10 protein-coding genes are annotated in these 14,357 nt (G+C 40.4%); 5 read left to right on the top strand and 5 right to left on the bottom strand.

Going from position 1 to position 14,357, the window contains the following annotated elements:
• Nucleotides 1-73 precede the first annotated feature (73 nt).
• Nucleotides 74-4,192, bottom strand: coding sequence for a chemotaxis protein CheB (locus tag VB733_RS19145; protein WP_323341652.1), 4,119 nt, complete (start codon nucleotides 4,190-4,192; stop codon nucleotides 74-76).
• 367 nt (nucleotides 4,193-4,559) lie between these two features.
• Here VB733_RS19145 and VB733_RS19140 point away from each other — a divergent pair, with 367 nt between their 5' ends.
• From VB733_RS19140 to VB733_RS19130, 3 genes are all read left to right on the top strand, one after another.
• Nucleotides 4,560-4,934, top strand: a complete 375-nt coding sequence (locus VB733_RS19140; protein WP_323341651.1) for a ferredoxin thioredoxin reductase catalytic beta subunit — start codon at nucleotides 4,560-4,562, stop codon at nucleotides 4,932-4,934.
• A 12-nt stretch (nucleotides 4,935-4,946) separates the two neighbouring features.
• Nucleotides 4,947-5,336, top strand: coding sequence for a DUF309 domain-containing protein (locus VB733_RS19135; protein ID WP_323341650.1), 390 nt, complete (start codon nucleotides 4,947-4,949; stop codon nucleotides 5,334-5,336).
• Between the two features lie 117 nt (nucleotides 5,337-5,453).
• Nucleotides 5,454-6,752: an ABC transporter ATP-binding protein gene (locus VB733_RS19130; RefSeq protein ID WP_323341649.1), complete on the top strand. Its 1,299-nt coding sequence runs from the start codon at nucleotides 5,454-5,456 to the stop codon at nucleotides 6,750-6,752.
• 130 nt (nucleotides 6,753-6,882) lie between these two features.
• Here the strand turns inward: VB733_RS19130 and VB733_RS19125 are convergent, their stop codons facing one another.
• Nucleotides 6,883-7,938: an aspartate carbamoyltransferase catalytic subunit gene (locus tag VB733_RS19125; protein WP_323341648.1), complete on the bottom strand. Its 1,056-nt coding sequence runs from the start codon at nucleotides 7,936-7,938 to the stop codon at nucleotides 6,883-6,885.
• 258 nt (nucleotides 7,939-8,196) lie between these two features.
• Between VB733_RS19125 and tsaB the strand changes: the two genes are divergently transcribed.
• Nucleotides 8,197-8,841 carry a tRNA (adenosine(37)-N6)-threonylcarbamoyltransferase complex dimerization subunit type 1 TsaB gene (gene tsaB, locus VB733_RS19120; protein ID WP_323341647.1) on the top strand — a complete coding sequence of 215 codons (645 nt, stop codon included), beginning with the start codon at nucleotides 8,197-8,199 and terminating at the stop codon, nucleotides 8,839-8,841.
• 304 nt (nucleotides 8,842-9,145) lie between these two features.
• Here the strand turns inward: tsaB and VB733_RS19115 are convergent, their stop codons facing one another.
• The 3 genes from VB733_RS19115 to VB733_RS19105 form a co-directional block, all read right to left on the bottom strand.
• Nucleotides 9,146-10,597 carry a protein kinase domain-containing protein gene (locus tag VB733_RS19115; protein ID WP_323341646.1) on the bottom strand — a complete coding sequence of 484 codons (1,452 nt, stop codon included), beginning with the start codon at nucleotides 10,595-10,597 and terminating at the stop codon, nucleotides 9,146-9,148.
• A 143-nt stretch (nucleotides 10,598-10,740) separates the two neighbouring features.
• Nucleotides 10,741-11,388 carry a Uma2 family endonuclease gene (locus VB733_RS19110; RefSeq protein ID WP_323341645.1) on the bottom strand — a complete coding sequence of 216 codons (648 nt, stop codon included), beginning with the start codon at nucleotides 11,386-11,388 and terminating at the stop codon, nucleotides 10,741-10,743.
• Between the two features lie 174 nt (nucleotides 11,389-11,562).
• The gene (locus VB733_RS19105) at nucleotides 11,563-12,825 is read right to left on the bottom strand and encodes an aspartate aminotransferase family protein (RefSeq protein ID WP_416336335.1); all 1,263 of its coding nucleotides are present in this window, start codon (nucleotides 12,823-12,825) and stop codon (nucleotides 11,563-11,565) included.
• A gap of 346 nt (nucleotides 12,826-13,171) precedes the next feature.
• Here VB733_RS19105 and VB733_RS19100 point away from each other — a divergent pair, with 346 nt between their 5' ends.
• The gene (locus tag VB733_RS19100) at nucleotides 13,172-14,188 is read left to right on the top strand and encodes a potassium channel protein (protein ID WP_323341654.1); all 1,017 of its coding nucleotides are present in this window, start codon (nucleotides 13,172-13,174) and stop codon (nucleotides 14,186-14,188) included.
• The last annotated feature ends 169 nt before the right edge of the window (nucleotides 14,189-14,357 follow it).

Genomic DNA, 14,357 nt, shown 5'->3' with positions numbered 1-14,357 from the left:
CCTCCTGCCTTCTCATAACGATAATTTTCAACACAGACTTACTTAAACCTGAAAACTAAATCTTAAAAACAACTCATGGTTTCATAAATAACTGAATAAAGTTTTGTAGTTGATTCACCTGAAGATTTTCAGCCATTTTTTGTACTTCTTGAGCAAAAGGAATAAATTGCGTATCCTGTTGTTCGAGTTGCGATACTTGTTGGAGAATACTACGAATATCACCCTGCATTGCTAATTCATGTAATTGTGCTAATTCTTCAGATGGTGGGGCAATTATGGCATCATAGTTAGTATTAAAACTATTTTCCAATTGTTGATTATTGATGATTGAATGAGTAGAATTATCTGCTTGATAAATCCATTGCAAATGTAAATAATTTTCGAGAATTTCTAATAATTTATCGAAGCGCACAGGTTTAGGAAGAAAAGCATTACAACCGACTTCAAAGCAAGCAGATTGTTCTTCAGCAATACTAGTAGCAGAGGTAGCAACGATAATTAGATTGTCACAAGCTGGCATTTCTCGTATTTTTCTAGTCACCTCCAAGCCACCGATTCCTGGCATAATCCAGTCTAGTAAAACTAAATCGGGTTGATTTTCGATAACTTGAGTTAAGGCTTCTTCCCCATTGCTAGCTTGCAAAATCTCAAAACCTAATGACTGGAGTAAGTTGATTAAGAATGTGCGATTATTAGTTTTATCATCTACTACTAAAATTCTTTTAGTTTTGCCTTCGTAACCGATAATTTGTAATTCCTTTTGTGTCTGTTGGTTTTGATTCCCAGTTGTGACTTCTGGCAAGTCTAAATCAAACCAAAATATGCTACCTTCTTCTAAATTACTACTAACGTGAATTTCTCCACCCATCTGCTGAACTATGTTTTGACTAATAGTTAGACCTAAACCTGTGCCTTCTTGGGGAGATTGATGATTATTTAATTGATGAAAAGGTAAGAAAATATCTGTGAGTTTGTCTTGGGGAATACCTATTCCCTCATCTTTAATTAAAAAGCGAATTTTATGCTGATTACTGGAGATATCTTCCGAATTTGAATGATTAATAGAAACTAAATCCTCTTCACGTTCAAAATCTGCTACATATCCAATTTTTAAAATTACTTTACCTTTTTCAGTAAACTTAATGGCATTGCTGATTAAATTTAACAAAACTTGTCGTAGACGAGTCTCATCACAACGGACAGCAGTAGGTAAAGGAGAAAGCGCTTGATAATTTAAATCAATACCTTTTTGTTCGGCACGAATCCGCACGATCGCAATCAAGTTATCTAAAAATGCCAGGAATTGAAATTCACTAACTTCGAGTTCTAATTTCCCAGCTTCGATTTTTGCTAAGTAAAGAATATCATTAATTAGGGTTAATAAATGTTGACCTGACTGGTGGATAATCTCGATACCCTGAAGTTGTTCGCGAGTAATTAATTGTCGATCGCGTTTGAGGATTTGCGTAAATCCTAATATGGCATTGAGGGGAGTTCTTAATTCGTGACTAATATGGGCAATAAAAGCACTTTTTGCCTGGTTTGCCGATTCTGCGGCTACTTTCGCTTTTTCTAACTCTGCCGTGCGATCGCTCACTCGTTTTTCTAGTTCTTCATTGATGCGACGCATGGCAATTTCTGCCTGTTGGAGTTGATGCTGTACCTGTTTAATTTCATCAATATCAACAAATATCAACACCACCCCATCCAATCGTCCATCTTCCTGAAGGTAGGGATTCACCCGCATTAACAAATTAAAGCCACTTTTGCTAATTTTTACTTCCTGTTCGGTAGCATGTTTGCAATCAATTACTTGCTGCAATAAGTTGAGTAAATTGCCACAATTGAGGTTGTGGGTAATATGTTCTAAAGGACGACCAATATCTGCTTCCACTAAATTAATTGCTACTGTTGCGGCTGGAGTAAATTTACGAATTTTTAAATTCCGGTCTAAAAATACAACCCCAATATCCGTACTCCGCAACAAGTTATCTATATCGTTATTGAGTTCCGTGAGTTCTTCAATTTTTGATTGATACTCAGCATTAACGGTATACAATTCCTCGTTAACAGAATGCAATTCCTCATTTGTACTTTGCAATTCCTCATTGGAAGCAATTAATTCTTCATTAGTCGCTTGCTGTTCCTCATTAGTCGTTTCCAACTCCTCAATTACCGCTTGGAGATTTTCTCGCGTTTGTTGCAGCTCATACTCCAACTCCATAATCCGTTGTGATGCTTCCGTATCCGCTTCAAAACGTTCCCCATCGGGTGGTTGCGGACGCATATCCTCTTGAATGATTACCATGAAAAAATCACCCGCGAGTTTATTTGTCTCGTGATAGGAAACCTTCAAGCTGACACTACGGGTATTATTGGATTCGGTTAATTTAATCCCACTGTAGGCAACTAAACGACGCTCCCGTTGCGCCCGGTGTAAAGCTGCACTCAAAGGCAACTGTAAACTCGCAACTACCAACTTAGTCACATCCGTGGTTGTCCTACCTGTCGAAAATGTCAATACCTCTACCGAATTATTAAAGATGTGAAAGAGTTTATTTTCGCGATCGACAAGCAAACAAGTGGCTTTTTGTTCCGATAAAAAGGTACTAAACGCCTCATTCAGCATTGGTTCGAGGCGAGATTCATTGTTATCTTTGGGTTTAGACTGTGGTATGAGCAATTTACGGGAAATTTTTTCCACTCCCTTGTTAGCGATCGTTAACCGCACATCACGCCGCTTCTGATAAATCTTACCTTTTTTATTCAGGGGTTTAAACTCTTCCTCAATATCTCCCAATGTCTCCGCTTCTCCCAAAAATAATATCCCTTGGGAAATTAGCGAAAAATGTAAATTCCGCAAAACTTCTTGCTGTAACTCCGGTTGCATATAAATCAACACATTGCGACAGCTAATCATATTCATCCTGGTAAAACCTGCATCCTTCGTCAAATCATGGGATGCAAACAGCAACCTTTCCCGTAACTTGCGAATTACCTGATAGGACTGTTCCTTGCGAATAAAATAACGCTGTAATCTTTCCGGCGAAATGTCATTAACAATAGTTTCCGGGTAAATTCCTTGGGTGGCTTTCTCCAAAGCTTCCTTATCGATGTCCGTGGCGAAAATCTTCACCCGCACTTGCTTATCCAATGCTTCCATAGCTTCATCCAGCAAAATCGCCAGCGAATAAGCTTCCTCTCCCGTGGCGCAAGCTGTCACCCAAAATCGCATTTCTTCCCCAGGTTTTGCTTCCTCAATCAGTTGGGGAATGACATTTGTTTCCAAAAATCTCCAAGCTTCACCATCGCGGAAAAATTGGGTGACACTAATTAATAAATCGTGGCGCAAAGTTCCCCGTTCTTCAGGGGAAATTCCCAGCAAACTAATATATTCTTCTAAATTATTGCAACCACTAATCAAACAACGACGATGGATACGCCGGGACAGGGTGCTAGGTTTGTAATGGGAAAAATCAACTTGCTCATGCTTTGCCAAAATACTCGCGATGCGTTGCAGTTTATAGGCATCAAATGAATGAAACTCATTCTTACTAATTTGCTGCTCTTCAATAGGCGATCGCAATAATTGATAAATTACCTGGGCGAGATTCTGCGGCGATAACACCTGATCTACAACCCCTGTAGATATGGCAGTTCTGGGCATTCCATCAAACTCAGCTGTCGCCGGGTCTTGCACCATCGCAAACCCCCCTGCTTCATTAATAGCTCGTAAACCATGAGTGCCATCGCTTCCCGTCCCCGACAAAATCACCCCAATCGCTCGTTCAGCGTAATTCTTTGCTAAAGACTCCAAAAAAATATCGATGGGAAAATTAACGCCGTGACGACTACGATCTTCATGTTCCAACAATAATAACTGACTGTTTTTCACCACCAAATTCTTACCCGGTGGAATCAAATAAATCGAATTTGGCTCCAACTCCATCCCATCCGTCACCCGGTAAATAGCCATCCTGGTGCGTCGCTCCAGCAATTCCTTCATCAAGCTTTTAAAATCCGGAGACAAATGCTGAATCACCACAAAAGCAGCACCACTGTCAATCGGCATATTCTCAAAAAACTCTTCTAAAGCACGCAATCCTCCGGCTGATGCACCAATACCAACGACAAACAGGCTCTGATTTGGCTTTGGTTCGGAGTTCATTGCATCTAAATGGCGATCGGACATGGGATTAATCAGCTATATCAAAAAGTTAAATTTAAATATTAAGAAAATATTAACTTTTGTTAATATTTATCAACTCCGATTTTAACACTTCAACTAGTCTTGAGTAAATATACTTAATCCTACAGGGGAAAGACAATTAAAATTCTGAAAATTGAAAACTAGTCTCTTTTTGTCTTTTGAACATCTACTTAATATAAATTTGAACAACATTCTTGATGGTGCTAAAAGCGTATTAAATTGAGATGCCCAGGCTTTCGGCAATTACGACTTAACTTCAAGTTCTAAAAAAATGGGGAACATCACCCAATTTAAGCGTTGTAGGCTGCGGTACAATGCAGAGAAATAATTAAGTTATGAAAACAGTCCTATGATCGCATCAGACACATCAGAAGTTAACTCAAAGTCCAGCGATAAAAATCTTGAAGCAATGCGCCATTTTTCGGAGCAATATGCAAAGCGCACTGGTACTTACTTCTGTTCTGAGCCTTCGGTTACTGCTGTTGTCATTGAAGGGTTGGCAAAGCATAAGGACGAATTAGGTGCGCCTTTGTGTCCCTGTCGTCACTACGAAGATAAAGAAGCTGAAGTTGCCGCAACGTTTTGGAATTGCCCTTGCGTACCGATGCGGGAACGTAAAGAGTGCCACTGTATGTTATTCCTGACTCCAGACAATGAGTTTGCTGGCGAAAAGCAAGAAATTTCGCTCGAAACCATTAAAGAAGTCCGGGACAGCATGGTATAAACGTTTATTAAGATGAGCGAAGCAATGCCACCAGAGTTTTGGCAGGGTGTAGAACAGTTCAACACCGGACAGTTCTACGCTTGTCATGACACATTAGAGGCTCTCTGGATTGAAGCTTTAGAGCCAGAAAAGACTTTGTACCAAGGCATTCTGCAAGTAGCAGTCGCCCTGTATCATTTGGGTAATCAGAATTTACGTGGTGCGACTATTTTGTTGGGGGAGGGTTGCAACCGTTTGCGACGTTACCCCTCTGTCTTTGCTGGGATTGATATAGATGAATTTTTAGATCAGAGTGTTGCTTTACTAAAAGTGTTGCAACATTCTCAACCAGAAAGGATTGTGAATCTCAAATTGGGTGAAGACGCAGCATTTCCCATACCCAGAATAGTATTAGTAGATTAGGGTGTTGGAGATTGGGCTTTATAGCTGTACCCAACCAAGAAGCGCTATATTTATCCTTGGTTTTAAGCAAATGCCCATTATCTACTAACCAATTCCATACCTAATTAACTATTTATCGTGGCGCAAGTTATTTTAGAAAACGTTTACAAAAGTTTTCCTCACCGTCAAGGGGAAGGTAATGCTACTGACAAAAAATCAGAGACTCCCAAAAATGAAGGAGTAAGTGTATTAAGAAGAATTAACCTCACTGTCGATGATGGCGAATTTATGGTATTGGTCGGACCATCTGGCTGTGGAAAAAGCACTTTACTGCGAATCATTGCCGGATTGGAAACGATGACTGGCGGGAATATTTGGGTTGGTGACAACCTAGTGAATAATTTGCCACCAAAAGAGCGGGATATTGCGATGGTATTTCAAAATTACGCACTTTATCCGCATATGACGGTGTACGATAACATTGCCTTTGGATTGCGTCGTCGAAGCAAAGAAGGGGAAGAGGTAACAGCGCCAGGGTTTTCGCAATTTGGAGAAAATTTGTTGGTGGGAGTCACTCGAAAATTACCCAAAGGACTGCGCTATATTTCCGAGAAAGAGAAATCAGTTTACCAGAAAGTCAAGAACGTCGCCCAATTATTACAAATTGAAGCCCTATTAAATAGATTACCGAAACAACTATCGGGAGGACAGCGACAAAGGGTAGCATTAGGAAGAGCGATCGCTCGCAATCCCCAAGTATTTCTGATGGATGAACCCCTATCGAACCTGGATGCGAAACTCCGTGCCGAGACACGCGCTCAAATCGTCAAATTACAGCGTCAACTGGGAACCACAACAATATACGTCACCCATGATCAAACCGAAGCCATGACAATGGGCGATCGCATTGCTATTTTAAACCAAGGACAACTACAACAAGTCGCACCACCCCTGGAACTCTACAACCGTCCTGAAAATATCTTTGTGGCGGAGTTTATTGGTTCTCCACCAATGAATTTTATTCCCGTCAAGTTTCACGCACCGCAATTAATTACCAATGGCGATTTCCGCATGACTTTACCGGAAGTTTGGAGTAGTGTATTGCAAAAATATGATGGACGTAACGTAATTTTAGGTATTCGTCCTGAACACTTGACTGTGGGCGTACCTGCAAATAAAAATTTACCCGTACAAATCGAGTTAGTTGAAAATTTAGGTAACGACACTTATTTTTCTGCCCAATTAATTATTACTGGATTTGAACGGGAAGCGATCGCAACTAATGCTCTACAAGTGAGGATTCCGCCCGATAGAAATATCAAAATCGGTGAAAAAATGTGGCTGTCAATTACACCGGAAAAAGTTCACTTTTTTGATCCAGAAACGGAACTGGCAATATATCCGAAAACTTCACCGACATTACCATTTGAAAATTGAGCATCATATCCAATTGCGGCTCATAAATTATGAGTCTATGAGTCCACACCCTTCCTATCCCCCCATCTCCCCATCCCCCCATCCCCCCATCTCCCCATCCCCCCATCTCCCCATCTCCCCATCTCCCCATCTATCCAATAGCCTTGCCGCTACCAATCAGATATAACAAAGCCATACGCACAGCGACACCACTAGTAACCTGGGCTTGAATCAGACTAAATTCCGGGTCATCCATTAAATCAGAGCTAATTTCAACACCACGGTTTACAGGACCAGGATGCAGCACTTTCACATGAGGCTTACAGTGCTTGATTTGTGAGCGAGTAATCCCAAAAAGCTGATGGTATTCACGCAAACTCGGTAATAAATTCGCTGTCATACGTTCTTTTTGTAAGCGTAGCGTCATCACAAAATCAGCATCACGCAAGGCGGATTCCAGATTCCAATGGATAAAGAGTTTACGTTTGGGAATAGCGGAAGGTACAAAGACTTCCTTTGCCACCGCCTCCCCTGCTCCAGTAATATCTTCATCATTGACAAAATCAGCAAACCATTTGGGTAAAAGCGTCGGTGGTGCAGCCAGGTGAACTTCTGCTCCGCTTGCTGTCAAACTCCAAATATTGGAACGGGCGACTCGTGAATGTAAAATATCACCCACAATGGCAATTTTTTTGTCTTTTAAAAGTTCGAGACGGGGTTCGACAGGATCGATAAGTGTACAAATTGTAAATAAATCTAATAGCCCTTGGGACGGATGTTCATGTTGTCCATCTCCAGCATTGAGAACACTGACACGTTCCCCCAGTCTATCCAGTTCCGAAGCGATCGCATTGGGAACACCAGCTTCTTTATGGCGAATTACCATAATATCGCATCCCATCGCCAAATAGGTTTTGGCAGTATCGAGAATTGTTTCTCCCTTCGTCATCGACGAAGTCGCGCTAGTGAAATTGAGGGTATCAGCAGAAAGACGCTTTGCAGCTAGTTCAAAGCTACTGCGTGTGCGTGTAGAAGGCTCAAAAAAAAGATTTGCTACCACCTGTCCCTGCAAGGCTGGTACTTTTTTTGTCCGTCGCGATAACACTTCCCGAAAACTCGCAGCAGTTTTCAAAACAGTGTCGTATTCAATTGGTGTAAAATCAGCGAGGGAGAGTATATGATGACGATTCCAGGTAGTAGTAGGCATAAATAAGCGTAGCTCTCTGCACGGAGATACAAATCAATGTAACTCTACAGTTCTTTAATTTACACGTGCAGGGAAAATCATACCACTCGATCTTCTCTCAACAGCGCGATTCAATTAATATTAACTTTTTTAGTTCCTACTCAATTCAATCCTTAGTCATGTAGATATCACAAAATGTCCCATATATCACTCAGGAACACAAAAATTCTGACAAGTTCATATTCTGTTACATTACTGGCTGTATTAACATAAAACTCAATGGAAGTAAGTAAATACGGATTAGCTCTGCATACTACAACACCCGAATTAGGTTTGGCGATCGCTAATTTTTCTGGGGGTAATTTTTCTGAAGATTTCCGTTCTCAAGTATGGAATTTGGAACGGGAATTATCTAGCCATTTACACCAGTATTTACTAGATTTTCTCAAACCACAAACTTGGCAAGATATAGCATTTATTGCTGTTGCTAAAGGTCCTGGTGGTTTTACGGGGACTCGCATTGGGATGGTAGCAGCGAGAACATTGGCACAGCAGTTGAATATTCCTGTGTTTGCGGTTTCGACTTTGGCGGCGGTTGCTTGGGAACTGGGGGAAAGGGAAAATGCCAAGATTGCGGTACAAATGCCAGCACAAAGAGGACAGGTTTTTGGCGCAATTTATCAAGTTGCTGCGGATGGCTTGGGGTTAACTACTTTGTTGCCAGATGCCGCATTTTTACCGGAAGTATGGCAGGAAAAGTTAGCTAGTGGGGATAATAATTATCAATTGGTTGAAGCGAAATCTGGTTTAGCGGCGACTGTGACGAGTGTTTTACAACTTGCTTATTTTGATTGGTTACAGGGTAAGCGCCCGAATTGGGAGGAAGCATTACCATTTTATGGTCAGCATCCAGTAGACTTGTGATGATTTCATATTCTTGCAAATTAGCGTTTATTATAAACAACCAGTTCAACTTTCCCCTCTGAATTTTTTCTCTCCAACTTTAACTCAGAAGATGTTAAAGATATTATTTTACTCGACTCAGATAATCCTTTTGGAATTAAATCTTCTGGCTTTGGTAAGAGCATAATGTAATAAGTAACAAATGCAGTGTAAAACAAACTATGTCTTATTTTCCTTCTTAAAACAATTTTAATAAATGTAAAAAATATTTGCGACAACCTATTAAATAATAACTAAATTATATTTTCGCTGAAAAATAGATGATTTATTTTTTATTTACAACTGAAGTGCGAGCAAGCAAATCGTGCAATGAACGCTTATCTTTACGGAATAAGGTTATGAAAAAATCAACTAAACCGATTCCCAAAATAGAGAAGCCAGTAAAAAACACTTTGACTAAAATTCGCCAAATAGCTCGCCAAAAAGAAATTCTATTTCCTTGTAAATTGGTCACAATAATTTTGGCTTTCTTTTTTCCTGGAGTTGCTTGTTGAGCAGAAGATTCAAATAGAGCAAAGTAAAGACAAACTCCAACAGTAATTATGGAACCATAACCAAGCATGGCAGTGGGAAGATTTTCATGATCATGCTGATAATAAAATTGATAAGATATCTCCATTCTATAAGCCCAAAAACCTATCCAAATACCCACAATAGCTAAATCAATAATGTAAGCTAAAATTCTCTTACGAAACAAAATATGGTGTTCTGAATTAAACAAACCACTCTTTTTCCCAACAATTGGAGTTACTACCTGATTAACTTGCCCAACATTAGGTAATGAATTATTAACAACATGTTGTGATGTATGTAATTTCGGATTTAATTCTGCTATTTTTTGTAAAATCTCTTGAGTCTCTTGAGGTCTATTGCCCGGAAAAGGAGCCATTAAATAATCAATTAAATCTGCAAGCTTTGGTGAAATACCTTTAGCACTATCTCGCCAAAGTAATTCCCCTGTGCGGGAATCTTCCGAAAAATGACTTGGATGATTACCTGTTAACAAATAAACAAAAGTACGTCCCAAAGCAAAAAAATCTGATTGTGGTACAGCTTTCCCATTCATCTGTTCGGGTGGTGTATAACCTGCGGAGATAATACCAGTTACCTGCTGTCCCTGCAATTTCTGCATAAATGTATGTGTAACTTCTCTGGCTGTACCAAAATCAATTAATGCTAGTTTTCCATCAGGTTTCAGCATAATATTCGGTGGCTTAATATCTCGATGAAAATATTGCTGTTGATGTATGCAGTGTAATATTTCTGTTAGCTGCCTTAGCCATTTTATCGCTGTACGTTCGTAAATTGGTTGTAGTTGTTTTTCTATTAGATATTCTTCCAAGTTCATCCCCTCAATTTTTTCCATCACTAAACTATGGAGAGGGGTTTGACTATTTCTCGGAAAATAAATAAAATATCCATCATTTTCAACTTTAGGAATACCCGGGTGCTGTAAACTACTTAAAACATTAGCTTCTTGTTGAAACAGTTCAACGGCTTTAGGATGGGTATTATGTAAAATCTTTAATATCTTTTTAGTATTGCCTTCTTCTACTTCGTAAATAGTTCCAAAACCACTCGGCTTATTTGGATCACTCAGTAAGCGAGTAACTCTATAGCACCCATGTAGGAGCATTTCAGAACCACAAGTCTTGCAAAATATAAGATTACCGCTATTTTCTGGTTTTGGGCAGTTAGGATTTATGCAGTAGCTCATAGGTTCGCTACAAATATCTTGATACTCTACCCTAGAGTATACACGTAAGTGTAGTCCTTTTTACGCTCATCTGCCAACAAATTCTGAATAAAGTATAAATTTTTTATAAAATAATTGTTTCTCAACAAGAACATTTCCTCCCTTCAGGTAATACCTTGTTCAAATTCAAGACATGCTGTAACTGAGTCTGGAATCAAAGCACATTTGATTAGCAGAGAGATGTCTAACTGTGGTAATACCTCACTTTTAGCAATTTGTTCGTAGCCGTAGGTTTCCGGAAATACGATCGCTTGTTCTTGTTGAGAATTATTTCGCAGGTGATAAAGTTTGAGTTCATTGCGCTCCCAAAACCAAATTTCTGCGACTCCTAAACGTCGGTAAGTCTCTAGTTTACTGATACTACCGCTAGTAATATTAACTTCTACTGCCAAGTCGGGAATATCTTTTTCTTCTCCAATACAGTAGCATTCATCTGGTTCGACTCCTACTTTGTGAAAACTATTTTTGAAAGTTGTACTTCCCATCGGTAAATTTTTAATCCGCTTTCTAATGAGATATAAAGCAATCAGAATAGCCAAGCGAGATTTAATTGTTTCATACTTTTTTGATGGTGACACAATTTCTAATACCCCATCCAAGTAAGTAATGCGGTAATGAGAGTTGTCTGCTAATTTGACGAGCAATGTTTCGTATGCTTGCCAACTGACACCACTACTAGTAAATTTTGCTTCTGGGTCTTCTGCATTAACTAATCCGGGTTCTTCAATTAGTTCTTTGAGACTGCTGACCATTGTTTTTCGGTAATGTAAAATCTGGCGATCAATTTCGAGTTTTTGCCAGTTTTGATGTCATCAGAGAAACCCAGTTTCTTATCTTTGAAAGTCACGAAAATGGTCGTACTTAGTCGGAGAAGAAACCCGGTTTCTGGAATTTTGCTGATTTAACTAGAGAAGCACTAGTGCAAATTAGTTCAACTTGGCGATCGCACTTTCTAATTTTGCCAATGCCTGATTAATTTCGGCTTCGGTGACAATTAATGGTGGTACAAATCGAACTACTTTTGGACCAGCAGGAACTAACAATAACCCTTCTTGAATTGCGGCGTTCACAACATCATTGGAAGTTAATTCGATATTTTCATGTAATTCCATACCATTAATCAAACCCCAACCTCGGATATCACTGATAAGCTGGGGATATTTTGCCGCTATTTGCTTGAGTCCGGCTCGTAATTGTTCGCCTCGCACCTGCACATTTGCCAGTATATTTTCTTTCTCAATAGTTTCACATACGGAAAGCGCCACACCAGTTACAAAAGGATTACCACCGTAGGTACTGGCATGTTCTCCAGCTTGGAAAACATCGCAGAATTTTTTCGCTAGCATTGCGCCGATGGGAATACCACCACCTAAACCCTTGGCACTGGTGAAAATGTCGGGTTCAACACCCAGGTGTTCGTAACCCCACAATTTTCCACTGCGTCCCATACCCACTTGGACTTCATCAAAAATTAGCAAGACTCCGGTTTCGTTACAAATTTGCCGTAGTTTGCGGAAGTAAGACACATCTCCAGGACGTACCCCACCTTCTCCTTGCAGGGGTTCAATTAAAATGGCTGCAACACCATAGTCACCTTCATCGAGTTCACCGATCGCAGATTCGATTGCGGAAATATCATTATAGGGAACGTAATGGAAACCGGGAACGAGGGGATCAAAGTGTTTTTGGTATTTTGGCTGGGCTGTCGCCGTAATTGTTGCTAAAGTTCTACCGTGGAAACTTGACTCTGCTGTTAAAATAATTGGGCGATCAATTTTTAATACTGTATGGGCGTATTTACGGGCTAATTTAATTGCTGCTTCGTTAGCTTCTGCACCAGAATTGCAGAAAAATACTCTATCCGCACAGGAATGTTTCACCAGCCATTTTGCCAGTTCTCCCTGTTCGGGAATGTAGTACAAGTTAGAGACGTGGTGTAATTTTTGAATTTGCCGCGTTACAGCTTCCACCATTGCCGGGTGTGCATGTCCCAGGGTGCAGGTGGCAATTCCGGCAACAAAATCGAGGTATTCCCGTCCTTGAGTATCCCAAACGCGACAACCTTGACCCCGTTCCAATGCCAATGCATAGCGCCCGTAGGTGGACATAACAGCTTTATCAAAGCTTGTGTTGTCAAATTGCGCGGATGTTGATTTAATTGATGCTTGTGATGTTTCTAGCGTTTCGATGCTCACTTAATAACTCCTAAAAACTCTTCATCCGATGATTCAGTGGTCAGTGGTTAATTACTAGTATCAAACAGTAAAAGGTTACTTGCACCATTCTGTATTTATGAAAAAACAAGAAGATGTGTTTGAAGACACACTGTATATAAAAATACGATGTCCCGATTTAAATCTCCTAAATTTATTGATAGGTATTCCGATAGCTGTATTCTGACTCCTAACCCCTAACCCCTGATTCCTGACTTCTTCTTAATATAATGCTTAAACTGATTCTTTCCGAGTGGCTGCGGTGAAAAGAACTGTATACTCAATACTTGAGCGAAAATATCAGCGCATCCAAAAAGAGTTAATGGCTGGGGCATTTGCACTAGCTGGTGTGTTTATAATTGGTACTTCCTGGTATCGCTTTGTAGAGAGTTGGTCGTGGGAAGATGCTGTTTACATGACGGTAATTACCTTGGCTACGGTTGGTTATGGTGAGACGCAACCACTGGGAAGCCGAGGTAGATTATTTACCATCGGTTTAATTTTGATGGGTGTAGTTGCGATCGGTTATATTGTGAATCGATTTACGGAAGCCGTTATTCAAGGCTACTTTCAAGAAGGTATTCGACTGCGACAACAAAGGCGGCTTATGGAATCCTTATCACAGCATTATATCATTTGTGGATTTAGTCGAACGGGTCGTCAAATTGCCAAGGAATTTCGGGCAGAGGATGTGCCATTTGTGATTATTGATTCGGAAATGGATTCCATGCGTGATGCTCAACAGGAAGGTTACACGGCTTATCAGGGTGATGCAACGTTGGATGAGACTTTACTCAGGGTTGGCGTGGAGAGAGCAATTTGTATTGTGGCTGCCTTACCTTCGGATGCAGAAAATCTTTATACTGTGCTTTCAGCCAAAAGCCTAAATCCTGATATTCGGGCGATCGCCAGAGCTAGTACAGAGGAAGCGGTACAAAAGTTACAGCGAGGTGGGGCGGATGCGGTAATATCGCCTTATATTACGGGTGGCAAGCGGATGGCGGCGGCAGCATTGCGTCCGCAAGTGATGGATTTTGTCGATGGAATTCTCACAGGTGCCGATCGCCAACTCTACATGGAAGAATTATTGTTAGACCCTGCCGTTTGTCCTGTGGTGGGGTTAACATTACAAAAAGCGAGATTGCGATCGCAAACGGGTGCTTTAGTTTTAGCAATTCGTCGTGTGGACGGTAGCCTGATTGGAGGTCCCACGGGCGATACTGTATTAATGCCAGGGGATTTGCTCATCTGTATGGGAACGGCGGAACAGTTACGGAGTCTCAATCAGATTCTCGGACCTATCAGCACTAAACAATTACGTCGTCCTAAAAGTATTTAATTGGGGAGTCTGGGAAACAAGAAGAGGCGAGGAAGAATATAGAACTACCCTTTCCATCTGTTCTAAGCTGATGTGCAGCTAAATTGTATAAGACGAAAACTTCAAATTACTGTAGTGCAGGCATCTTGCCTGCGTCTCATATACAAATTAAATACGCGACAGCTTATCT

The sequence above is a fragment of the Calothrix sp. UHCC 0171 genome (genome assembly GCF_034931845.1).
Classification (GTDB): Bacteria; Cyanobacteriota; Cyanobacteriia; order Cyanobacteriales; family Nostocaceae; genus Brunnivagina.
This window is presented reverse-complemented; position numbering and strand designations above follow the sequence as displayed.